The organism is Ruegeria sp. CDSC042, from assembly GCF_059610745.1.
In genome coordinates this window covers 817,671-839,663 of sequence record NZ_JBXWOF010000001.1, presented here as the reverse complement: position 1 = coordinate 839,663, position 21,993 = coordinate 817,671, and the positions used below count along the sequence as shown (strand labels likewise).

At 55.7% G+C, this 21,993-nt stretch carries 22 protein-coding genes; 9 read left to right on the top strand and 13 right to left on the bottom strand.

The features are described from left to right. Positions 1-31: 31 nt before the first annotated feature. The 7 genes from ppk2 to guaA all read right to left on the bottom strand — a co-directional run bounded on the left by ppk2 (position 32) and on the right by guaA (position 7,762). Complete coding sequence (ppk2, locus tag AC2FHX_RS04260) at positions 32-901, bottom strand: polyphosphate kinase 2 (RefSeq protein WP_496700200.1); 870 nt, start codon at positions 899-901, stop codon at positions 32-34. 49 nt (positions 902-950) lie between these two features. Next, the gene (locus tag AC2FHX_RS04255) at positions 951-1,910 is read right to left on the bottom strand and encodes an alpha/beta fold hydrolase (RefSeq protein WP_496700433.1); all 960 of its coding nucleotides are present in this window, start codon (positions 1,908-1,910) and stop codon (positions 951-953) included. Continuing rightward, positions 1,894-2,811: a homoserine O-acetyltransferase MetA gene (gene metA / locus AC2FHX_RS04250; RefSeq protein ID WP_142634151.1), complete on the bottom strand. Its 918-nt coding sequence runs from the start codon at positions 2,809-2,811 to the stop codon at positions 1,894-1,896. The genes AC2FHX_RS04255 and metA overlap by 17 nt, the downstream gene beginning before the upstream one ends. Before the next feature lie 39 nt (positions 2,812-2,850). Then, positions 2,851-3,723: an ATPase gene (locus AC2FHX_RS04245; RefSeq protein ID WP_496700201.1), complete on the bottom strand. Its 873-nt coding sequence runs from the start codon at positions 3,721-3,723 to the stop codon at positions 2,851-2,853. Between the two features lie 233 nt (positions 3,724-3,956). Then, the gene (locus AC2FHX_RS04240) at positions 3,957-5,081 is read right to left on the bottom strand and encodes an OmpP1/FadL family transporter (protein ID WP_142634147.1); all 1,125 of its coding nucleotides are present in this window, start codon (positions 5,079-5,081) and stop codon (positions 3,957-3,959) included. A gap of 125 nt (positions 5,082-5,206) precedes the next feature. Next, positions 5,207-6,106: a DMT family transporter gene (locus tag AC2FHX_RS04235; protein ID WP_496700202.1), complete on the bottom strand. Its 900-nt coding sequence runs from the start codon at positions 6,104-6,106 to the stop codon at positions 5,207-5,209. A 96-nt stretch (positions 6,107-6,202) separates the two neighbouring features. Continuing rightward, positions 6,203-7,762 carry a glutamine-hydrolyzing GMP synthase gene (gene guaA, locus AC2FHX_RS04230; RefSeq protein ID WP_496700203.1) on the bottom strand — a complete coding sequence of 520 codons (1,560 nt, stop codon included), beginning with the start codon at positions 7,760-7,762 and terminating at the stop codon, positions 6,203-6,205. A gap of 277 nt (positions 7,763-8,039) precedes the next feature. Between guaA and AC2FHX_RS04225 the strand changes: the two genes are divergently transcribed. Continuing rightward, positions 8,040-9,584, top strand: coding sequence for a trimethylamine methyltransferase family protein (locus tag AC2FHX_RS04225; RefSeq protein ID WP_142634141.1), 1,545 nt, complete (start codon positions 8,040-8,042; stop codon positions 9,582-9,584). On the opposite strand, the gene AC2FHX_RS04220 is transcribed toward AC2FHX_RS04225, so the two are convergent. Then, the gene (locus tag AC2FHX_RS04220) at positions 9,577-9,885 is read right to left on the bottom strand and encodes a DUF6477 family protein (RefSeq protein ID WP_142634139.1); all 309 of its coding nucleotides are present in this window, start codon (positions 9,883-9,885) and stop codon (positions 9,577-9,579) included. The two genes, AC2FHX_RS04225 and AC2FHX_RS04220, sit on opposite strands and share 8 nt — an antisense overlap. A gap of 241 nt (positions 9,886-10,126) precedes the next feature. Here AC2FHX_RS04220 and AC2FHX_RS04215 point away from each other — a divergent pair, with 241 nt between their 5' ends. Both AC2FHX_RS04215 and AC2FHX_RS04210 read left to right on the top strand, forming a co-directional pair. Then, positions 10,127-11,233: a DUF6456 domain-containing protein gene (locus AC2FHX_RS04215; RefSeq protein ID WP_496709997.1), complete on the top strand. Its 1,107-nt coding sequence runs from the start codon at positions 10,127-10,129 to the stop codon at positions 11,231-11,233. 52 nt (positions 11,234-11,285) lie between these two features. Then, positions 11,286-12,206 (top strand): hydrogen peroxide-inducible genes activator, encoded by a 921-nt coding sequence (locus AC2FHX_RS04210; RefSeq protein WP_496700205.1) that lies wholly within the window; start codon positions 11,286-11,288, stop codon positions 12,204-12,206. A gap of 46 nt (positions 12,207-12,252) precedes the next feature. On the opposite strand, the gene AC2FHX_RS04205 is transcribed toward AC2FHX_RS04210, so the two are convergent. Continuing rightward, complete coding sequence (locus AC2FHX_RS04205) at positions 12,253-12,801, bottom strand: peroxiredoxin (protein ID WP_496687851.1); 549 nt, start codon at positions 12,799-12,801, stop codon at positions 12,253-12,255. A 265-nt stretch (positions 12,802-13,066) separates the two neighbouring features. Between AC2FHX_RS04205 and lipA the strand changes: the two genes are divergently transcribed. After that, positions 13,067-14,017, top strand: coding sequence for a lipoyl synthase (gene lipA, locus AC2FHX_RS04200; RefSeq protein ID WP_496691334.1), 951 nt, complete (start codon positions 13,067-13,069; stop codon positions 14,015-14,017). Continuing rightward, a complete protein-coding gene (locus tag AC2FHX_RS04195; protein ID WP_496700206.1) occupies positions 14,014-15,156 on the top strand; it encodes an amidohydrolase in 1,143 nt (380 codons plus the stop codon). The genes lipA and AC2FHX_RS04195 overlap by 4 nt, the downstream gene beginning before the upstream one ends. Positions 15,157-15,160: 4 nt before the next feature. Here the strand turns inward: AC2FHX_RS04195 and AC2FHX_RS04190 are convergent, their stop codons facing one another. Further along, positions 15,161-15,520, bottom strand: a complete 360-nt coding sequence (locus AC2FHX_RS04190; protein ID WP_496700207.1) for a hypothetical protein — start codon at positions 15,518-15,520, stop codon at positions 15,161-15,163. Between the two features lie 131 nt (positions 15,521-15,651). Next, positions 15,652-16,194, bottom strand: a complete 543-nt coding sequence (hpt, locus tag AC2FHX_RS04185; protein ID WP_142634125.1) for a hypoxanthine phosphoribosyltransferase — start codon at positions 16,192-16,194, stop codon at positions 15,652-15,654. A gap of 72 nt (positions 16,195-16,266) precedes the next feature. Here hpt and AC2FHX_RS04180 point away from each other — a divergent pair, with 72 nt between their 5' ends. Then, positions 16,267-16,713, top strand: a complete 447-nt coding sequence (locus tag AC2FHX_RS04180) for a type II toxin-antitoxin system RatA family toxin (protein WP_142634123.1) — start codon at positions 16,267-16,269, stop codon at positions 16,711-16,713. 38 nt (positions 16,714-16,751) lie between these two features. Next, positions 16,752-18,047: an MmgE/PrpD family protein gene (locus AC2FHX_RS04175; protein ID WP_496700208.1), complete on the top strand. Its 1,296-nt coding sequence runs from the start codon at positions 16,752-16,754 to the stop codon at positions 18,045-18,047. Here the strand turns inward: AC2FHX_RS04175 and pyrC are convergent. Beyond that, positions 18,044-19,081 (bottom strand): dihydroorotase, encoded by a 1,038-nt coding sequence (pyrC, locus tag AC2FHX_RS04170; RefSeq protein ID WP_496700209.1) that lies wholly within the window; start codon positions 19,079-19,081, stop codon positions 18,044-18,046. The two genes, AC2FHX_RS04175 and pyrC, sit on opposite strands and share 4 nt — an antisense overlap. A 161-nt stretch (positions 19,082-19,242) precedes the next feature. On the opposite strand from pyrC, the gene AC2FHX_RS04165 reads away from it, so the two are divergent. Next, positions 19,243-20,151 carry an AAA family ATPase gene (locus tag AC2FHX_RS04165; protein ID WP_271946832.1) on the top strand — a complete coding sequence of 303 codons (909 nt, stop codon included), beginning with the start codon at positions 19,243-19,245 and terminating at the stop codon, positions 20,149-20,151. Beyond that, positions 20,151-21,407 carry a vWA domain-containing protein gene (locus tag AC2FHX_RS04160; protein WP_496700210.1) on the top strand — a complete coding sequence of 419 codons (1,257 nt, stop codon included), beginning with the start codon at positions 20,151-20,153 and terminating at the stop codon, positions 21,405-21,407. Before AC2FHX_RS04165 ends, AC2FHX_RS04160 begins: the two co-directional genes overlap by 1 nt. Before the next feature lie 3 nt (positions 21,408-21,410). On the opposite strand, the gene AC2FHX_RS04155 is transcribed toward AC2FHX_RS04160, so the two are convergent. Then, positions 21,411-21,911 carry a hypothetical protein gene (locus AC2FHX_RS04155; protein WP_246097135.1) on the bottom strand — a complete coding sequence of 167 codons (501 nt, stop codon included), beginning with the start codon at positions 21,909-21,911 and terminating at the stop codon, positions 21,411-21,413. Positions 21,912-21,993: the final 82 nt, after the last annotated feature.

The window sequence follows — 21,993 nt, the reverse complement described above, 5'->3', positions numbered from 1 at the left end:
TCTTTGTGATGATATTGGCCGGCAAGAAAGATCAGGTATCCCAGATATCTGGCCCGCCACATATCTTGGTGTCGATATCGCCAATCGCATTTTTGTCCTTTTCATCATAGTCCAGCGCATGAAGCACGGTTTGGATTGCTGCCAGCCTTGCCCGTTTCTTGTCGTCGGAACGAACTATGGTCCAGGGGCAGGCTTCGCTGTGACTGCGTGTAAGGGTTTCGGAAATCGAAGCAGAGTATTCATCCCATTTGTCCAAACCAGCGATATCGATTGGGCTTAGTTTCCAGTGTTTCAACGGGTCCGTTTCGCGCGCAAGAAACCGGTTCAACTGCTCGGCCCGTCCGACGTTCAACCAGAACTTGAACAAGCGGATACCATCGTCACACAGGCCGGTCTCTAACGGCAGAACCTGTCGGAAGAAGCGTTCACGCTGTTCTGTGTTGCAGAACCCAAACACATTTTCCACCACGCCGCGGTTATACCAGCTGCGGTCAAAGAACACGATTTCTCCGGCTGCGGGCAGATGTGGGATATAGCGCTGAAAATACCATTGGCTGCGCTCTTGATCCGATGGCTTGCTGAGCGCAACGTTCCGAGCCCCACGCGGGTTCAGGTTCTCACGGAACCGCTTGATTGTCCCGCCTTTTCCAGCGGCATCGCGGCCTTCGAAGATAACAGCGACACGCTGGCCAGTTTCCTTCACCCAAAGCTGCATTTTCACAAGCTCGATCTGCAGGGACTGCATTTGTTTCTCATACGCCTTACGCTTCATGCGTTCGTCATAGGGGTATGTAGGGTTCAGAATGTCATCCTTATCGGCCTCTTTGATCTCGTTCCGGACTTCTTCTGGTGCACGTTTTTTGTAATATTCCTCGATGGTGCCTTTGCCAGTTCGTGTCATGAGTCACCTCGCGATAAAATCCATATCTAACTATGGATTAGCCTCGGAATTAACGCAAACCCGCCCGCTGAGCAGCCCGGATGATTGCGGCCGCTACTTCGGGTGCGGCAACGATCTGTGGCATATGGCCAATTCCCGGCAATTCGATCAGTTCAGCGCCGGGGATTTGGTCGATCAGGGGTTCCGCATGCCATTCTAACCCGACCGTTGTGTCGGCGGTGCCATGCACAACCTCGGTCGGGACCGAAATATACTTATAGCGCGGCTGCAGCGCACGAACTTCGTTCAGCAAATTAAACCGCTGCTTGGCATTGGCATGCATCGAAGCGCGGCGCATGGTCAATCCCGGACCGAAATGTTCGGCATAACCTTCGGGCGCTTTTTGGGGAGCAAAGACACTATCCATCGCCTGTTCGACATACCAATCGGGAACAAAGGCATTGATCAGGGGCAGCACCAGCGCATTTCCGGGCTTGGTCGCGGCCATTCGGTTGAAACCGTCCAGCGGCGTCTCCCATGGGATTGCGGCCGGAGCAATCAAAACCAGGGCCGAGATATTTTCGGGCTGTGTAACCGCCCATGACAGCGCCACGGACCCACCATAGCTTTGACCGACGACGATGGGTTTGTCCGCACCCAATTTGATTGCGGCACGACCCAGAATTTCGGATTGTTCTTCAAGGGTTTCGCCGTCCGGATTGAAGCTGTCGGAATACCCCAATCCGGGCCGGTCAAAAACAATGACACGGAAATCTTCTGCCAGAATTGGGGCGAGGGCAAAAGTCATGTCCCGAGTGTTGCCACTGGACCCGTGGATCAGCACGACATCGGGCCCGTGCCCCATGACTACGGCATGAACGCTGACTCCATCGACGTCGATCAGCTGACCCTCGGGTGGGAAACTGGCTTCGGCTACAGCTTCGTTCCGTGACACGCGCCAAGTTGTTACGGTGGCCAGGCCAGCAATCAGCAGGGCAAGAGCTATGATGGTTTTAAGAACCAATTTGATCCATATCGAACGGTGTTGTCTGATAGATTTCGTTAATCCAGTTGCCATAGAGCAGGTGCGCATGGCTGCGCCATCTGTTCTGAGGCCGGCACGAGGGGTCGTCGTCTGGATAGTAGTTCATCGGCACGTTTATCGGTGTGCCGTTGTCGATATCGCGATCATATTCCTGCTTGAGCGTATCACTGTCATATTCAAAGTGGTTGAAGATATAGATCGCACGATGGTCCTTATCTTCGACTAAGCAGGGGCCTGCCTCATCACTTCCCAACAGGGTGGTCAGGCCGGTAGCGTTGTCGATTTCGGCCTGCTTCATCTCGGTCCACCGGCTGACCGGGATGACGCAATCATCGGAAAACCCGCGCAGAAACGGTGAGGAGGGAGCCAGATTGCGGTGCCGGAAACATCCGAAAGCCTTGGCGTCCAACATATGTTTACGCACCCCATGGAAATGGTTGATCATCGCCATTCCGCCCCAGCACACGCCAAAGGTCGAATGGACATTTGTCTGGGTCCAGTCAAATACTTCGCTGATCTCTTCCCAATAGGTGACATCCTCGAATTCAAGATGTTCGATCGGGGCGCCGGTGATGATCAGGCCGTCAAATTTTTGGTCCCTTACCTCCTGAAACGGGCGGTAGAACTCGGCCATATGCTCGGCTGCGGTGTTCTTGGTCCGATGTTCGGTCATACGGATCAGCGACAGGTCGATCTGCAGAGGGGTTGCACCGATGAGTCGCGCGAACTGGTTTTCGGTCTGAATCTTCTTGGGCATCAGATTCAGCAACCCAATCCGAAGGGGGCGAATATCCTGACGCATTGCCTGATCCTCGGACATGACCATGACGCCCTCATTGGTGAGAACGTCATATGCAGGCAGGTCTGAGGGAATCTTGATCGGCATCGGATGCAAGCCTTTGGTTTAAGAGTGTAAGTGCCGTAGTTAATCGCGCTTTGGCCGGGTCTCAAGGGCACGTTCGATCAACTCATCGAAATCACCGTCGTCGCGAATACTGTGCATGTCGCTGGCAGCGATCGTCAGACCCCAGTTGTCGGCCATCGCCCTGTATCTCGGTTGCCGATGCGCAAGAGCTTTGGCATAGGTCCAGCGAATGAATGCGTTGGGATCGACCTGTTCGGCGGAACAGCCCTGTTGGGTCAGATATTCGTCCCAGACACGTGTCAGGAATTCGGGCTGATAAGACATGGGCTTGGGCGCACGGTCAAAGCGCCTGATCAGCTCGGACGTGTGGTCGTCATCACCTTTGATCCAAATCATCAGCGTTTGGCGCGACAGTTCGGACAAGACCTGATCGCGCGGATCGTCGGGATCAACCCATTCGCAGATCGAACCGCCGGTATCGCAAATGAAATGCGGGTATTGGTACAATCTCTGCGCCCGATCCACGAAATACTCGGTATCCAGCAGAGCGTGAATTTCTGCCAAACGGAATTGTTCCTGACGGCGTTTATACTCTGTCAGCTCCATGCCGCCCTGTGCCGGGTTGCCCGGTTTTCCCAGATAAGCGGCGACAGGGGTCAAGTTCTCGAACGAGATATTTGATCCGATGTAAATGGAATCAGACAACAGCAGGTCACGCAGGAAAGGGACTTTCATCGCCTCGGCCTTGGCGTTGTCGATGATATACTCGCCCATGTATCGCGTGCCGATCCGGTAATCGACCGAATAGTGGAACCAGTCCCCGGAATCGCGCAGAACGTTGGACACATAGGTCTTTCCCAGGCCTGACATGCCAAAAAACAGCACCTTTTTGCGCGCGGCTTCCCGCCAGTCTTTTGCCGAGTTGTAGATCATTGTCCACTATCCCTTTTCCGACCTTGCTAAAACGAGCGGGGGGCGGCGTCAATCGCGCGTGCAGCGGTTGTTTAGAACCAACAGTCTTGGGCACAGGTTTCGTTATGCCAGAATGGGAGTAGATATCTGTTCCATGCCACGCAGGACCGCATCATCTCAATTCGTGATCATGCGGATCTATGCAAAAAAGGCTCCGCCGGAGGGCGGAGCCTTGTGAACAGTTTTGCCGCTGATCAGTTCAGAGAGTAGGTCAACTGAAGGCCGACGCTCCAGGCAGAGTTGCCGCTGAATTCACCACCCGTGGTGGTTGTCGCATCGCCAATGTCCGTATAACGGACACCGCCCGAGATCTGAGCATTTTCCACGGTGTAAGTACCGCCTACGCCAATGCTCCAGAAACCGTCAGTCGGCCCCAAGTTTGATACTTCGGTACCATTCGACTTTTCGTAAGATGTGGATATCGCGCCAGAAAAAGCCTCTGAGAACTGATATCCCATTCCAAGAGTATAGGTGAATGTGTCGTCGTCAAAGTCGACGAGGTTGTCCCCAACGATCCCGACATAGGCGGCAGGTGCCACTACTGTCTGAGGCCAGTCAACCCAGCGGATCGATCCGAACACCAGCGTTTTTGGGGCAACCCCGGTCTGGAAATCCAGGTTGATGGATTGCGGTGTCTCGACCCTGGTCGTGTCATCGATTGTTTGCAACCCGGCGGGGACGGGCGGCACTACGTTGAACGACTCGGTCGACGACAGATCGTGAGTGATCTTGGAGTTGTAGACCAGCGAAACCCGAGCTGCGATTTCAGGTTTTTCCCAGGCAACCCCGACGAGATAACCAAAGTCAGTATCGGCATCCGCATCAAATTCGTATCCGGCTGCTGCCGGTACAACGACTTTTGCGCTAGCACGTTGCGCGCGAATACCGCCAATGGCGCTGAAGCCACCGTCAAGCTTGTAGCGCAGCAATGCGGTGAGGGAGTCGACATCAGCGCTGGCTCTCAGAATCCCGCTGCGTCCTCCAAACGCTGCAGTTGGATTCTGCGACAGGGGATAGTCGGCGGAATACCCAATATCCGCACCGAATGGTTCGTCATAGATCAGCGCAAAGTCCAGTTTGTCAGTAAATGAACGTTTGTAAGCCAGGCCCGGTGAGAAGAAAGCATTCGACACATCACCTGATTCTACGCCATTTTGTTCACCGCTTACGTCAGGTGACGCATATCCAAGACGAAGTTGGACCACGGATCCCTCTTCGAAAATGATATTGATTCCCTGTCCACTACGGTCCAGACCACCGGCTTGAATGCTTGTTGCGCCCACGCACAAAGCACACGCCTGTAGAAGCGTCTTCTTCATCCATTCCTCCCAATTATATCGCTAAGTTGCGCGAATTTGTGGTGTCTGCGCACAACCGAGTTATTCTTACAGGTGGATTTCACTCTCTCAACAATAGCTGGTCAACGGGTGACTGAACGTTACCCTTAGTGAGTGTTGCGAGAATCTGTTGCTAAACTGTTACGGTTTTCCGACTGAACGTTGAGGAAGATACCCACAAAAATGACAGCAGCCCCCACGAGCGTCCACTGATCGAGAGCCTCATGATAGAAAAGCATACCGACAATCGCGATTGTAGGAAGGCGCGCAAAATCGAATGGGATCACAACCGTAGCCGGTGCGATTGAGAGTGCATTCGTAATGCAGAAATGCGCTAATAGGCCCGCAAGCCCTACAAGCAAAAGCCAAGGCGCGGTTGCCATCGTTGGTAACGCAAGTTCTCCGTCGATCGCAGAGGCTGCCAGCCCAAGACCAGCCTGTATAACGGTCAGCCAGAACATGATGCACCCGATGCTTGCAGAACGCGTGAGTTTTTTGGTGGAAATTGTAGTCAAAGCGAAGAACACCGCCGACATCGCGGCGGCGACAATTCCTGCGCTTAACGGAACAGCCCCCGGTCGTGCGACTATAAGGATACCAGCAAAACCGATAAGTGCTGAAAGGACCCGCACGACTGTCAACCGTTCGGCCAGCAGCATCGGGGACAGCAGGATCACCCAGATCGGTTGCGTAAACTCAAGTGCAAAGACCTGTGCCAGTGGTGCCACGGAAACAGCGTAGAACCAGAGATTCTGACCGGTGAAATGCAGGGTATTTCGTACCCCGTGGAGGCCAATCTGTTCGGTCGATACCTGATGCCACTTTCCCGTAACCGTCAGGACAAGGCTGACCACGCACATGCCGACCAGGCTGCGATAAAACATGATCTCAAAGGTGTCATGGGTGACGCTCAGCTCACGTCCGGCCACGGCCATAGATGTAAAAGATGCGATTGCCCCGATCATCCACAGCGCGGCTTTGCCGATTTGGGGTTTGCTGCTTTCCATTGAGTTGCCCGTGCACTAGGAGTTCTACGATGTTGATTGGTAACTAAATATTTGTGTCGCAGAAACAAAAAAGCCGGGCACTGGCCCGGCTTGTTTTCATTCCCACTCGATTGTGCCCGGAGGCTTCGACGTGATGTCATAGGTGCATCGGTTGATGCCTTTGACCTCATTGATGATCCGGGTGGCGGTTTCGCCCAGGAATTCATGACTGAACGGGTAATAGTCGGCGGTCATTCCGTCGACTGAGGTAACTGCCCGCAGGGCGCAGGCATAGTCGTACGTGCGGCCATCGCCCATGACGCCGACGGTTCGAACCGGTAGGATCGCCACGAAGGCCTGCCAGATATCATCATAAAGCCCGTGTCTGCGAATCTGGTCGATATAGATCGCATCGGCTTCGCGCAGGATATCTAGTTTTTCGCGGGTGATTTCACCGGGGCAACGGATTGCCAGACCAGGGCCGGGGAAGGGGTGGCGGCCGATAAAGCTTTGGGGCAGACCCAGCTCGCGTCCCAATGCGCGAACCTCGTCCTTGAACAGTTCGCGCAGCGGTTCAACCAGTTTCAGGCCCATTTTCTCTGGCAGACCACCAACATTGTGGTGGCTTTTGATCGTGACCGAAGGCCCGCCCGAGAACGAAACGGATTCAATCACATCAGGGTAGAGGGTACCTTGGGCCAGGAATTCGGCCCCGTCGATCGTGTCGGCATGTTTCTGGAACACGTCGATGAATAGCTTGCCAATTATCTTGCGCTTGGTTTCCGGGTCGCTTTGCCCCTCAAGCTCACCTAGGAACAGATCGCTTTCATCGGCGTGGATCAGCCGAATATTATAGTTGTCGCGGAACATGCCGACGACTTCGTCAGCCTCGTTCTTGCGCAACAGGCCGTGATCAACGAACACACAGGTCAGCTGGTCGCCAATCGCCTCGTGGATCAGGATCGCCGCGACTGAACTATCGACACCTCCGGACAGACCGCAGATCACTTGTTTATCGCCCACTTGTTCGCGGATCGTCGCGATCATCTGCTCGCGATAGGCACCCATGGTCCAATCGCCGCTGAACCCGGCGAGCTTTACAAAATTCTCATAAAGCTTGGCGCCCTTTGGTGTGTGGTGCACCTCGGGATGGAACTGTACAGCATAGAAATGGCGGGACGTGTCTGCGGTGATCGCAAACGGTGCGTTGGGCGAGGTGCCATAAACCTGAAACCCCGGCGCGATTTCACTGACATGGTCGCCGTGACTCATCCAGACCTGTTCATCGCCGTCAGTGAACCAGCCATCGAGAATATCCAGTTGGCTTTTGGGGGTCACAAAGGCGCGGCCGAACTCTGCGGTGCCATGGCCGCTTTCGACCTTGCCGCCCAACTGGTGCATCATCACTTGCTGCCCATAGCAGATACCAAGGATAGGAACGCCAATGTCAAAGATTTCCTGCGGGACCCGCGGAGACCCTTCTCGTGTCACGCTATCGGGACCGCCCGAGAAAATAACGGCCTTTGGGGCCATTTTCCGAACAAAGTCCGTCGTAACATTCTGATAAGGATGGATTTCACAATAAACATTCAGCTCACGCAGGCGGCGCGCAATCAGTTGCGTTACCTGGCTGCCGAAGTCGATGATCAGAAGGCGGTCATGGGTGTCTTGGGTCATAGGTCTGCTACTAGGTTGCGAAGATGATAAGCGCAAGGGATTTCAAGTGGTATAGACACGCCAGTTGGTCGCGGTTAGGGCCCGCTTGTCTGGTGGACGGTCCCGAAGCGAATGACGAAGAGCCGCGCGACTTCAAAAACATGTGCTGGGTCATTTTGTGGCGGTTGTCCCCGACATTTTGTCGCTTTTTCCCCTATAGCGCCGTTATCCACGACTGCCATTGCGGCGGGTTCCTGTAACACACATGTAAATTCAACAACTGATACGGGATTTTCTCATGACAGAGGCAAACACCCGGCGCAGGGCGAGAGGTGGCGGTGGCGCTGCCCGCCGGGCCGAACGTACAGCGGTTCGTATCGAGACCGCAAAGTACATCGAACGCAATATTCCGAATTTCGAGGTTCTCAACGAAGAAGCGTTGCAGATCATCGAAACAAATGCGGAAACGCTTCTGGCCGAAGTCGGCGTCAATTTTGTCGACAACCCTGCGGCGCTGGAACGTTGGAAAGACGCGGGCGCCGATGTGGATGGCGAACGGGTGCGCATCCCACGCGGCCTTGCGCGCGAGTTGATCAAAACTGCGCCAAGCGAGTTCACGCAGCACGCAAGAAACCCTGAAAAGTCCGTGGTCATCGGCGGTCGCAATCTGGTTCTGGCGCCGGTCTATGGCCCTCCGTTCGTGCGTGATGCGCAAGGTGGCCGTCGCTATGCGACCATGGACGATTTCAACAAGTTCGTGAAACTGGCTTACATGTCAAAGTGGCTGCACCACTCGGGCGGTACTGTGTGCGAACCCACAGACGTTCCGGTGAACAAGCGTCACCTGGACATGCTGATGGCGCATATGACCTTATCGGACAAGCCATTCATGGGCTCGGTCACCGATCCCAGTCGCGCTCAGGATTCGGTGGAAATGTGTGAGATCCTGTTCGGCAAAGAGTTTGTTCAGGAAAACACGGTCATGACTTCGCTGACCAACATCAACTCGCCGATGACCTTCGACGATGTGATGATGGGGTCGCTGGAAGTCTACGCCAGGAATAATCAGGCCTGCATCATCTCGCCGTTCATCGTCGGTGGTGCGATGGCGCCGGTTTCGATAGCGGGGACATTGACACAGGTTCTGGCCGAAGTTTTGGCCGGTGTCGCGTACAGTCAGATCATCCGCCCGGGAGCGCCTGCTATCTTTGGTGCTTTCGTTTCGTCGATCGACATGAACTCAGGCGCGCCAACCTTTGGCACACCCGAGGCGTCAATGGTTACCTATGGCGCGGGACAGCTGGCGCGGCGTCTGGGTCTGCCGTTCCGCTCAGCCGGGTCGTTCTGTGGCTCGAAACTGCCCGATGCGCAGGCCGCTTATGAGACCGCGAACTCGCTGAACATGGGGCTGATGGCGGGTGTGAACTTCATGCTGCATTCCTGCGGCTGGCTTGAAGGTGGCCTGGTTGCGGACTTTGAAAAGTTCGTCATGGACGCAGATCAACTTGGCGTTCTGCACGGTCTGGCCAAGGGTGTGGCCTATGATGAGAACGCTCAGGCCATGGACGCAATCCGCGAGGTCGGCCCGGGTGGCCACTATCTGGGATGTGCCCATACGCAGGCAAACTTCAAAGAGGCGTTCTGGAAGTCCGACCTGCTGGACTACAAACCTTACGAAACCTGGGAAGACGAGGGCGCGCGCGATACGCGGCAGTTGGCCTCGTCTCGGGTCGAGCATTTGATTGCCAACTACAAGCAACCGGAACTCGACCCGGGAATTCACAGCGCTTTGACCGAATATGTTGAAAAGAAAAAGGCCTCTATGCCGGACGCTTTCAGCTGATAACTGAAAACTGTGAGGCGCGGCTGGCTTTGTACAGCTGCGCCTCACCCAATAGCGCGATCAGAAGGTCCAAATGACGGACCAGCGAATAGCCTGCATCTTCTGCCAGTCTCTGCGCGTTAACCTCTCGTTCAATATCCATCAAACGCATCAGCGCCGCGCCCGACCCAGGCAGCGATCCGTACCCAAGTATGCGTTGCAGGTGGCGGTCCCGATCATAGTCCTGCGCGCCGTGTTTGGCTGCCCGCGCCAATAGGCGGGGGCGGCGGAGGGCGGAAATCATGGTCATCAGGTCCTGCATCTTTGGGCTCCACGTGTCGGATTAATGTTGCCCAATTTGTTACACAACCTAAGCGGGTGTTGCCTTAATCGGGTTCTCCCCGAACTCTCGCTTCATGAGTGTTTATGAATTTGAATGAAATCTGGTCATCACCTCCGGCAGTTAACGAACGAGTAACGAAAGCGACTCTAGTTAGAATTGGTTAACAAAGTCACCGGGGGCGATAGAGAACAGATTGTTTCGTCGATGAGGGCACAGAACTATGGAAAACAACATGGCTTTCACCATTCCGGCTTGGGTACCTGAGGGGGCACAACGATACCTGGCCCACACAGAAACCGGCCAGTCGATCCGCGATATTGCGCGATCTGCGGGGTGCCATGCTTCGACCATTCTTAGACAAATCCGCCGAATTGAGATGCGCCGTGACGATCCATTGGTGGATGCGGCTTTGCAGTCGTTGGCCGAAGAACATTTTTCGGTCAATGATGCTTCTGATCGCACGGTTTCAGCGTTCAGTCATGATTCACACGTCGAAAAAGAAGAGGAATTCAACCACGAGGCCCTAAGGGTACTGCGCAGACTGTGTGAGACCGGTTCGGTCCTGGCTGTCGCTGAAGAAATGAACAAAGCAGTGGTGGTGCGCGATACCGGCGACGCCGCTGCGACCAGGACTGCAGTGGTTGATTGCAAGATCGCACAGGCATTGGCGTTGAAGGATTGGATTTCCTGCGACAACCCAGGCCGGATATCGCGCTACCGGATTACCAGCGCGGGCCGTACGGCACTGAGCCAGTTAATGGCCGATTTCGAGAACCAGGCAAGGTCTCGCAACGAACATGGAATGGCAGACGCGCCTGCTTCGTTTCATGGGGCGCCCTCTCACGCGACGACAAATCGCGCCCATCCAGAACGTCCCAGAAGAATGCGCTATAGCGCCGCAGAAAGCCCGCTGATCGCCCTGGCAAGGCGTCGGGATCGGGATGGAAAGCCGTTTTTAGATGAAGCACTTGTCGGGGCAGGAGAGCGCCTGCGCGAGGATTTTGAACTGGCTCAGATCGGACCTCAGGTTGCACAGAACTGGGACAATTTCCTGACTGCCGGTGGGCGCGGAAGTTTTGGAAGCGACGACACTGGCAACCGGGGTTCTTCAGAAGCGCGCGACCGCGTAGAGCGTGCATTGTCTGACCTTGGACCGGGGTTGAGCGACGTGGCTTTGCGCTGCTGTTGCTATCTGGAGGGGTTGGAATTGGCGGAAAAGCGAATGGGGTGGTCAGCGCGGTCCGGCAAAATCGTTTTGCGTATCGCATTACAGCGCCTGAAACGTCACTACCAGGATCAGGAAGAGCGCAGCCGTATGATCGGATAACGCTTTGATCGGTTTTGGTTGCGGTTTCAGGGTGGAGTGATAGCTAGGGGTTATGAACTTTACCCTTCGACAGCTCCTATACTTTAACGCCGTTGCGCAGCAGCGCAACTTTGGGCGGGCGGCGCAGATGTGTAACGTTTCGCAACCGGCATTATCGGTTCAGATCAAGGCGTTAGAAGAGACCCTCGGTGGTGCCCTGTTCGAGCGTAAGGCCCGTGACATATTGCTTACCCCTTTGGGGCGGGATGTGCTTGAATATGCGCGTCAGATACTTGGTGCCTCGGACAGGCTCGACCAATTTGCCAAGGATCACTCAAGCGGGCATCGGTCTTTGTCGATCGGAATAATCCCGACGATTGCGCCCTATGTTCTGCCAGGTGTTCTGGCGGGGTTAAGGGCGGCCGATGTTTCTTTGAGAGTGCAGATACGCGAAGCGCGGACAGAGCGCCTGTTGACGATGCTGCGCGCTGGTGAGATCGACGCAGGTGTGGTCGCGCTGCCCTCCGGGGGAAGCGAATTGTTCGAACTTCCCTTGTTCGAGGATCGGTTCTTATTGGCTGGAAGTTCGGCACGGTTGCGCAATTTTTCCAGCGATACAGAGCGTTTGCGCCCTTTGGACCTTCAAAATGCACAGCTTATGCTACTGGATGATGGGCACTGCCTGACGGATCAGGCCTTGGAGGTTTGTGGTCAGGACCGCAGCAGCGGTCTGATTAACATGGGTGCCTCGTCTTTGGCGACATTATCCCGTTTGGTTGCCGAAGGGTTTGGATTGACGCTCATGCCAGAGCTTGCCGCCCGTTCCGAATCCGACGCGGTACCGGGTCTTGAGCTGATGCGATTTGCCTCGCCGCAGCCGGCAAGGACAGTGGGGCTAGTTCGTCGATCTTCTACCTCGCAGGAAGATTGGTTCGAAAGCCTGGCGGATACCATTCGCACCGTCGGCGAGAGCATTGTCACGCAAACGCGCTAGTCACAAAAAAGCCCGCCTGAAGCGGGCTTTTCTGTTGAGGACGAACTCAGGCCAGTTCCGGCTCTTTGACTTCGTTCAGATGTTTCATCAGGTTTTCCGGTGACGAAACGCCATAGGGGTCCTCGGGGCAGTTATCCATCAGTCCGGGCTCTTCAAACCAGGCTTCTACGATGCCGTCATTGATGATGGCCGCATAGCGCCAGGACCGCATGCCAAAGCCTAGATTATCTTTGTCGACCAACATGCCCATTTTACGTGTGAACTCGCCCGAGCCATCAGGGATGACCTTGACGTTTTTCAGGCCTTGATCCTGTGCCCATTTGTTCATGACAAAGCTGTCATTCACGGACATGCAATAGATTTCGTCCACACCTGCGGCTTTGAAATCTGCGTGGCCGTTTTCAAAACCGGGCAACTGATAGGTCGAACATGTCGGGGTGAATGCGCCAGGCAGTGAGAACAGAATCACGCGCTTTCCTGCGAAATAGTCCGCCGTGGTCTTGTCTTCCCAGCGGAAGGGGTTTGGTCCTTCGACAGAGGCGTCTCGGACGCGGGTGTGAAAGGTCACTTCGGGCAGTTTGGTGCCAGATTTCATGATCGAACTCCTGTGAATCACGTACGGTTTTCGTGGACTTAAAAGGATTCCAAATCCGCTTCAATGGCGGATGTTCCAGGTGCGTCAGAATTTACCTGACAACGCGTAAGTTGCAGTTAATGATAGGAAATTATTTAGAATTTTGGCCCTGAGACGTCAAAGTCTTTCACCCTGATGCATAGCGGCTATGCATGGGTGGTGTAATAGCAGAGGTCAGTTTATGTTATGGGTAAACCGAATTGACCCAAAGTCAGAAAGACAGGCCGTGCGCGATCTGAACATTCCCGAACAAAGACACCCAGAAAAGGCTCATCGACCCGACAATTCGCAGCCGAAAAAGCCCAGTTGGATACGCGTCAAAGCGCCCGGTGGTCAGGGTTATGCCGACACGCGCAAGATCATGCGTGACAACAATCTGGTTACGGTCTGTGAAGAAGCCGGATGCCCCAATGTCGGTGAATGTTGGAGCCAGGGCCACGCGACCATGATGATCATGGGCGAGATTTGTACCCGCGGCTGTACCTTTTGCAACATCGCCACCGGTCGCCCGGATTCGCTGGATGCGTTTGAGCCGGGTCGCGTTGCCCATGCGGTTGAAAAGCTGGGGTTGAACCATGTGGTCATCACCTCTGTCGACCGCGATGACCTTGCAGATGGCGGGGCAGAGCATTTTGCGCAGACCATTCGCGCCGTGCGTCACCGGTCTCCGGGTACGACGATTGAAATACTGACGCCTGACTTTCTGAAATGCGAGCCGTCCGTTCTAGAGGTTGTCGTTGAGGCAAAGCCAGACGTCTTTAACCATAATCTTGAAACCGTACCCGGCCTCTATCCCGAAGTGCGCCCGGGCGCGCGGTATTTCCACTCTTTGCGTCTATTGCAGCGCGTGAAAGAGCTGGATCCGTCGGTCTTTACCAAATCCGGGATCATGGTTGGTTTGGGTGAGGATGGTCAGCAGGTCCGGCAGGTCATGGATGATATGCGCGCCGCTGAAATTGATTTCCTGACCATCGGTCAGTATCTGCAGCCCACGCCCAAACACCACGGAGTCGATCGGTTCGTAACGCCGGAAGAATTCGCATCCTATGAAAAGGCAGCTTATGGCAAAGGGTTCCTGATGGTGTCCGCGACACCACTGACCCGGTCGTCTTACCACGCGGGGGATGACTTTGCCCGGTTGCGTGAGGCTCGCCAGAAAAAGCTGGAACAGGGGTGACACCCGAAACGTACGCGCGGCTGACACGCCTGCGCCACGACCTGCATCAATATCCCGAACTATCCGGGCACGAGCGTGAGACCGCTGCCCGCATAACAGATCTTTTGCGGGGGTTCGGTGCGGACCATGTGCTTACCGGACTGGGAGGGCATGGCGTTGCCGCGGTTTTTGACAGTGGGCAGGCTGGGCCAACCGTTGGTATCCGGTGCGAATTGGATGGGCTGCCGATTCAAGAACTTGGCACGCACCTATATGTGTCGAAGGTTTCGGGCAAAGGGCATCTGTGTGGCCATGATGGGCACATGGCGATGGTGCTTGGCGTTGCCGAAGACCTGGCGCGTCACCGACCCCAAAAGGGTCGGGTGGTTTTGATCTTTCAACCGGCTGAAGAAACCGGGCGGGGCGCCATCGCCTTTCGCGCGGACCCTCAATTCGCGAAGATCGCGCCGGACTACGTGTTCTCTCTGCACAACCTGCCGGGGTTGGAACTTGGCGCTGTTGAGTTGTGTCAGAGTTCGGCTAACTGCGCCTCGCGCGGGATGAAAATCATCCTGACCGGCAAGACGTCCCATGCGGCTGCGCCTCAGGATGGGATTTCCCCGGCTGAGGCGATGTCCGAACTGGTTTCGAAGCTGGCGAGTTTAGGCGCAGGCGGCGCGTTGGATGCCGATTTTGCGCTGACAACTGTGACGCATGCCCGTTTGGGAGAGCCGACTTTCGGCGTCGCTCCGGGACAGGCCGAGATCTGGGTAACCTTGCGCACCGTTTCAGATGCCCGGATGCAGACGCTGATGACCGAGGCCGAGGCACTGGCGCGCCGCGCCGCATCCGCCGACAGTCTGGAGGTTGAGATCACCTATGACGATGTCTTCGAGGCCTGCGTCAATCACAGCGACGCGGTGAGCATCATCGCAACGGCCTGCGCCGAGCGTGGAGTACCGTGCCATTCAACAGAGACGCCGCAAAAGTTCTCAGAAGATTTCGGGCAATTTGGGAAAGGCGCAAAAACGGCCATGTTCTGGCTGGGGTCGGGGCAGGATCATCCGCAATTGCATAACCCTGACTATGATTTCCCAGACGCACTTATCTCGGTAGGAGTAGACGTATTTGTTGCCGCAATTCGATCACTTAATGGCTGAAACTTCAGTTTACGAGATCGCTCACTATTCCAACGGCATCAATGACTGTCTTAGTTTCATCAGATATCGACAGGATTTCGTCATCCACGCGGATATATCGCTGACCGGCGGGTAGGGGCTTCAACTTCCAGCCGTCCAGGTCATCAAGATAGTCAAAATTCAGATCGTTAGGGAGTTTCTGACCTCGCGTATAACGCTTGATCTGTCCGGGCGGTACACCAACGCCATTATTGGTCTTTATCGACTTTTCGATTTTCGACTTGTCTGGACCTTTCCCTTTGCCCTTGTTGTCTTTTGCGTCCGCAAGACCAACCGTTGCGGCGACTGCGCAAGTCGCCAGAAGCCCAATAGACATTACTTTCATAAGCAGAATCCTCCCAAGATGATTGGAGGGTAATCTGTTGTTGAGGGCGTTGTCCAATGGTATTCAATTACGTGAATGCAAAGGTGCGCAGCAACTTTGACTATTGGAATCTGGGTCTATTTTTACCCTTCTCAGTCTTCGATAAAACGAACCTTACCAATAAATGGCAAGTTGCGATTGCGCTGTGCGTAGTCGATCCCGTAACCCACAACAAACTCATCAGGAATTTCAAACCCGATCCAGTCCGAACGGAAATCGACTTCGCGCCGGCTGGGCTTGTCCAGTAGTGCGATCGAGCGAAGTTTTCCAGGATCGCGGCTTTGCAGCAGATGAGTAACATGGTTCAGCGTGTGCCCGGTGTCGACGATATCCTCGACTACCAGAACGTCGCGACCCTCAATAGCGCCGCGCAGGTCTTTTAGAATGCGGACTTCCCGGCTGCTTTCCATCGCATCCCCGTAGGATGACGCCTCAAGGAAATCCACTTCAATGGGCAAGTCCAATTCGCGCACCAGATCGGCGATAAAGACAAAGCTACCACGCAGCAGGCCGACAACAACCAGCTTGTCGGTTCCGTCGAATTCGGCAGTGATTTCGCGGCAAAGTTCTTCGATCCTGGCGGCAATGGCCTTTGCCGAGATCATCTCATCAATCACATATCCGCGCTGGCTCATCACTGCCCCCTTGATCTTTGGCGCGCAACATACGACATGACGCGCCATTGTCACCTGCAAAAACCGGACGCCATGCCTATACATTCGGAAACGCGACACCTGCCTTACACTGCGCAACAGATGTACGATCTGGTTGCCGATGTAGCAAAGTATCCCGAGTTTTTGCCCTGGTGTGCGGCTGCACGTATCCGACGCTCATATGCAGCAGGAGAGGCACAGGTGATGGAAGCTGACCTGATCATTTCGTTCAAAGTGTTCCGCGAACGCTTTGGCAGCCGGGTTACCCTGTTTGCCGAACAACGCAGGATCGACACGGAATATCTGGATGGGCCCTTCAAATACATGAAGTCGGACTGGCATTTCGAGGACGCGGCAGAAGGCGGGTGCAACGTTTCGTTCCATGTTGATTTTGAATTCAAGAATGCCATTCTTCAGGGTATCATCGGAGTGGTCTTCAATGAGGCGATGCACAGGATCGTGAGGGCGTTCGAGGGCCGGGCAGAGGAATTGTACAGCTAAGTCTTTACCCGAAAGCGGCGCTTGCTAGACTGCGCCACATGACTGATTTTACCACAGCATTGGCCGATTTTGCCTCGGGGCCTGTTGCGACCTCGTCAGAGGCCCGTCTCGTAACCTCTCTGTCTGCGCTGGATTGGGTGGCTGTTGGCCGCGTCGGTGTTAGCGAACCCGTATCTCAGACCGTGCGCGCACTGGTTCTGGATGAAGGAGGCAACCCGCAGGCCCATCTGTTTGGCGGGGGGCTGGCTCCCGTCAGGGCAGCAGGTTTGGTTAACGGAACCATTTCCCACGCTTTGGATTATGATGACACGCATTTTGCGCATATCGGGCACCCTTCGGTCGCGGTTATGCCTGCGGCCTTTGCCCTTTGTGATTGGGACGACCGAATTCTTGTCGATGTCCTTGAGGCCGCTCTTGTCGGGATGGAGGTTTCGATCCGCGTAGGGCTTTGGCTGGGGCGTGCGCATTACCAGGGCGGGTTCCATCAGACCGCGACGTCAGGTGCCTTTGGTGCGGCGGTCGCCGCTGGCCGGGTGCTGCGGTTCGATACGGAAAAGATGCGCCGGGTTCTTGGTCTGGCTGCCACCCGCGCCGCAGGGCTGAAAGCTCATTTCGGCACGATGGGAAAGCCCTATAATGCCGGGCTAGCTGCCGCTGCAGGGGTTGAGGCTGCGCTGTTGGTGTCCAAGGGGTTTGATCCCAACTCGGATGCGCTTGAGGGGCCCTATGGTTTTGGTGCAACCCATATGGGTCAGTCCGAAAAGGCCGCTGCTCTGGATGGAATCGGAAAGACGTGGCTGTTCAAAGATGTAAGCCATAAGTTTCATGCATGCTGTCATGGGTTGCACGCCGCATTAGAGGCTGCACGTGACCTGGATATTGCTGAACCCGAAGTAGCCGAGATCAGGATCAGGACCCACCCGCGCTGGATGACAGTGTGTAATCAAACCTCTCCGACCACCGGGTTGGGGGCCAAGTTTTCCTACCGGACGGTTATTGCTATGCAAGCGTTGGGATATGACACAGCCTTGCCAGACAGTTTTTCGGATAAGGTATGTGCGGATAGGCGCCTGCAATCGCTGCGGGACCGGATTTCAGTCGAAGCCGATGAGTCGCTGTCTGAAACTCAAGCGGATCTGTCTTTGCTGCGCCGCGATGGGGCACGTAAACAGGCCAGCCACGATTTGCTTGGCCCTATGACATTGGCCGACCGGGAAGACCGGGTCAGAAGCAAGGCGGCCAAGCTGATCGGTGCCGAGGACGCAGACGCGATCTGGTCGATGCTGCGTACCGGTGGCCGCACCCGTGATCTGGCGAAAATGCTGGCGCGTTAGACGACGCGCCAGTGCAAGGGGAACCCGGGTTCGAATACTGTTACCGGGCCGTCGTCAGTTTCGATCTTGTCGGGATATTCAACGGGGTCGCCCTTGGTAAGGGTGATGGTTTCTTTATTCACCGGCAGGCCATAAAACGCAGGTCCGTTCAATGATGTGAACCCTTCCAGCTTGTCCAGCGCATCCGCTTTGTCAAACATCTCGGCCACCAGGGACATGGTGTTTGTGGCGGTGAAACATCCCGCACAACCACAGGCCATTTCCTTGTTCGCATCTGTGTGTGGCGCGCTGTCGGTGCCAAGGAAGTAGCAAGATATCCCAGAAGTTGCGGCGCTCATCAAAGCCTGGCGATGGGTCTCGCGCTTGGCCACGGGCAGGCAGTAGTAATGCGGTTTGATCCCGCCCACCAGGATGTGATTGCGGTTGATGATCAGGTGATGGGCCGTGATTGTTGCAGCAAGATCATCTCCACCGGATTGCGCATAAATCGCACCCTGAGCCGTCGTGATGTGTTCCATCACGACCCGCAAACCAGGAGTCGCCTGGCGCAGTGGATCAAGTATCGTATCGATGAAAACCTCTTCGCGGTCGAAAATGTCGACCTCGGCATCGGTGACTTCACCATGGACACACATCGGCAGACCGATCTCAGCCATTCTCTCAAGCACCGGGCGGACCTTGTCGAAATCACGCACGCCCGAGGCGGAATTGGTGGTTGCGCCTGCGGGATACAGCTTTACGGCCTTGATCAGCCCGCTTGCATGGGCTGCGGCGACATCCTCGGCGTCGGTGTCTTCGGTCAGGTACAAGGTCATCAGCGGCTCGAACGGCATGCCTTCGGGCAGGGCGGCCAGAATGCGGTCGCGATATGCGGCGGCCTGATCGCCGCGCACAACTGGCGGAACAAGGTTCGGCATTATGATCGCACGGGCAAAATGGCGTGCGGTTTCGGGCAGAACGGCCTGCAACATGGCGCCATCGCGCAAATGCAGATGCCAGTCATCGGGGCGGCGAATGGTCAGCGTATCAGTCATGCGCACCCGCTAGCACAGCCTCGGCCAAAGACCAACCAAACCGTGAGGATCTGGTGCAAAAACTTCACCTCTCTGCCGCGATGGCGTCTGGGTGGCGGGGCCGGGGCCTTGACGCCCCCTCGCTTGCATGACCTGTTAAGCAACGAAAGAAAGAGGGTTCCATGACGCAGCAAGATTCCATTGATACCGTGCAGCAAATGCTGGGCTCGCAAGGTTACGTTTGCGGTCGGGCCTTGGCGACAGTGGTGTTTTTGTCGCTTAAACTGGGCCGCCCGCTATTTCTTGAGGGTGAGGCAGGTGTCGGGAAAACCGAGATTGCCAAAGCACTGGCCGCTGGTCTGAACCGTCGCCTGATCCGCCTGCAGTGTTATGAAGGGCTGGACGCCTCCTCGGCGGTTTACGAATGGAATTTCCCGGCGCAAATGGTTGCGATCCGAACCGCCGAAGCCTCGGGCGGCGCTGACCGGGGTTCGTTGCAGACCGAATTGTTTTCTGACGACTACCTGATCGAGCGTCCGTTGTTGCAGGCCATGCGTCCGGATGAAAACGGGGCACCCGTCCTGTTGATTGATGAACTTGACCGCACGGATGAACCGTTTGAGGCCTTCCTGCTGGAAGCGCTCAGCGATTTTCAGGTCACCATCCCCGAATTGGGCACTGTCAAAGCGCCGGAGCCACCGATTGTCATCGTTACATCGAACCGAACGCGAGAGGTGCATGACGCCCTGAAACGCCGTTGCTTGTACCATTGGGTCGATTACCCGGATTTTGACCGTGAAATTGAAATTCTGAACGCCCGCGCACCCGAGGTCGCCGAGGCGCTAAGCCGAGAGGTCGTCGCCTTTGTCCAACACCTGCGCACAGAGGATCTGTTCAAGAAACCAGGCGTGGCCGAGACGATCGACTGGGCCAAATGCCTGCTGGCGCTGGACGTCATCAACCTTAGCCCCGAAGTGATCGGCGACACGCTGGGAGCGATCCTGAAATATCAGGACGATATCCAGCAACTGCAAGGGTCCGAGGCGAAACGCATTCTGGATGAAGCCAAGGCGTCGCTGGAACCTGCCTGATGGCTGAACAGCTCCCTCTCGAAATCCCCGACAACCCAAAACTGGCGCAGAATATCACTCATTTCGCGCGGGCTTTGCGCAAGGCAGGGCTGCCGATTGGCACCGGGCGGGTTGTGGATGCGATCCGGGCGGTTCAGGTTGCGGGCTTCTCGGAAAAGCGGGATTTTTACTGGACGTTGCACGCTTGTTTCGTGACCCGACCCGAGCATCGGGCAGTATTTGCGCAGATTTTCCGCATGTATTGGCGCGACCCACGTTACATGGAACACATGATGTCCATGATGCTGCCCGCGATCCGCGGCGTTCAGGAAGAGCGCAAGGCCGAAGCTGCAGAGAAACGCGCGGCCGAGGCTCTGCTGGACGGCGTCGAACGGGACTTGCCTGACAACACTGACATCGAGGAAGAAACTGAGCTGGAGATAGATGCGTCGCGGACCGCGTCCTCGGAAGAACGGTTGCGCAATCTAGACTTTGAGCAAATGAGCACCGAAGAAATTGCTTTGGCCAAGCGCATTCTGGCACAGCTCAAATTGCCGGTAAAACCAATCGAGTCGCGCCGAGGCCAAGCCAGCCACCTTGGGCATCGGGTCGACCGCGCCCGCACGCTGCGCGCATCCATGCGGCAGGGTGGTGAACTGCGGGACATCGCGTATTTGAAGCCGAAACAACGGTGGCCGAACCTTGTCGTTCTCTGCGATATCTCAGGATCTATGAGCCAGTACTCTCGTATCATCCTGCATTTCCTGCATGCGGTTTCAAACGTCAAGGGCGCGGGGTGGGCCAAGGTTCATGCGTTTACCTTCGGCACGAGGTTGACGAATATCACCCGGCACCTGCGCCAACGCGATGTAGATGCTGCCCTGTCGGCGGCAGGGGCCGAGGCGCAAGATTGGGAGGGTGGCACGCGGATCGGGGAATGCCTGCACGCTTTTAACCGTGACTGGTCGCGTCGGGTTCTGGGGCAGGGTGCGGTGGTGTTGTTGATTACGGATGGTCTGGATCGGGGCGAACCCGAGGTGCTTGGAAAAGAAATCCAGCGCCTGCATCTGTCAGCCCGCCGTTTGATCTGGCTGAACCCTTTGTTGCGATGGGATGGCTTTGCGCCAAAAGCGCAGGGGGTGGCGGCGATGCTTCCCCATGTTGACAGCTTTCGGGCCGGTCATTCCATTGCGTCGCTGGAAGATCTGGCCAAAGTCATCTCAAAACCGGATGACATGGGTGAGAAAGCGCGGTTGATGGCCGCGCTTTCGAAGTAGGTCTCAACCAAGCTGTTCTTCGTTGCACTTACGCGCCATTTCCATCGCTTTGTACGTACCGGTCAGATCAACGGTGAAGGCGAATTCCTTTTCGGGGAACACGACCATAACTTTCTGTTTGGCAAGGTCTTCGGCAAACTTGGGGTCATCCGACAGCACATAGCCACCCGAATAGCCTTTGGTGATGTTGCCCTTCATGCCGGTGGCTTCTCCAAGATACAGGTTTTCGCCCAGCAGGATCGCCACAGCCTCGGTTTCGCCACGCTTGATGTTGGTTTCAGCTTTGGTGAATACGCCAACATATCCCACGCCGCGGTCTTCGGTCAGGCCCATCTGAACCACGTTTTCCGCGTCATCGACAGCTTCGATCAGGCAGGATTTCTTGTCTTCGTCGATGAAGATTTTCCATCCGTCCACTTCGCCATAGCGCAGGAAGGTATCTGCGCTGGCCACTGTCGCTGCTAGCATTCCCAATACTGATCCGAGTGTAATAATGTGTTTCAAGTCTCTGTCTCCTTTTGAAAATAATCTGCGTCACAGCTGCGCATGATCCGCGTTTAGGTCAGAATCGGGAGGGCTGGCAATC

Coding starts and splice junctions, on each gene's coding strand:
- AC2FHX_RS04180 (WP_142634123.1), top strand. CDS start 16,267: ATGCCTATACATTCGGAAACGCGACACCTGCCTTACACTGCGCAACAG.
- hpt (WP_142634125.1), bottom strand. CDS start 16,194: ATGAGCCAGCGCGGATATGTGATTGATGAGATGATCTCGGCAAAGGCC.
- AC2FHX_RS04240 (WP_142634147.1), bottom strand. CDS start 5,081: ATGAAGAAGACGCTTCTACAGGCGTGTGCTTTGTGCGTGGGCGCAACA.
- AC2FHX_RS04235 (WP_496700202.1), bottom strand. CDS start 6,106: ATGGAAAGCAGCAAACCCCAAATCGGCAAAGCCGCGCTGTGGATGATC.
- AC2FHX_RS04175 (WP_496700208.1), top strand. CDS start 16,752: ATGACTGATTTTACCACAGCATTGGCCGATTTTGCCTCGGGGCCTGTT.
- AC2FHX_RS04220 (WP_142634139.1), bottom strand. CDS start 9,885: ATGCAGGACCTGATGACCATGATTTCCGCCCTCCGCCGCCCCCGCCTA.
- AC2FHX_RS04245 (WP_496700201.1), bottom strand. CDS start 3,723: ATGATCTACAACTCGGCAAAAGACTGGCGGGAAGCCGCGCGCAAAAAG.
- AC2FHX_RS04210 (WP_496700205.1), top strand. CDS start 11,286: ATGAACTTTACCCTTCGACAGCTCCTATACTTTAACGCCGTTGCGCAG.
- metA (WP_142634151.1), bottom strand. CDS start 2,811: ATGCCGATCAAGATTCCCTCAGACCTGCCTGCATATGACGTTCTCACC.
- AC2FHX_RS04160 (WP_496700210.1), top strand. CDS start 20,151: ATGGCTGAACAGCTCCCTCTCGAAATCCCCGACAACCCAAAACTGGCG.
- AC2FHX_RS04225 (WP_142634141.1), top strand. CDS start 8,040: ATGACAGAGGCAAACACCCGGCGCAGGGCGAGAGGTGGCGGTGGCGCT.
- AC2FHX_RS04205 (WP_496687851.1), bottom strand. CDS start 12,801: ATGAAATCTGGCACCAAACTGCCCGAAGTGACCTTTCACACCCGCGTC.
- pyrC (WP_496700209.1), bottom strand. CDS start 19,081: ATGACTGATACGCTGACCATTCGCCGCCCCGATGACTGGCATCTGCAT.
- AC2FHX_RS04165 (WP_271946832.1), top strand. CDS start 19,243: ATGACGCAGCAAGATTCCATTGATACCGTGCAGCAAATGCTGGGCTCG.
- AC2FHX_RS04190 (WP_496700207.1), bottom strand. CDS start 15,520: ATGAAAGTAATGTCTATTGGGCTTCTGGCGACTTGCGCAGTCGCCGCA.
- AC2FHX_RS04215 (WP_496709997.1), top strand. CDS start 10,127: ATGGAAAACAACATGGCTTTCACCATTCCGGCTTGGGTACCTGAGGGG.
- guaA (WP_496700203.1), bottom strand. CDS start 7,762: ATGACCCAAGACACCCATGACCGCCTTCTGATCATCGACTTCGGCAGC.
- ppk2 (WP_496700200.1), bottom strand. CDS start 901: ATGACACGAACTGGCAAAGGCACCATCGAGGAATATTACAAAAAACGT.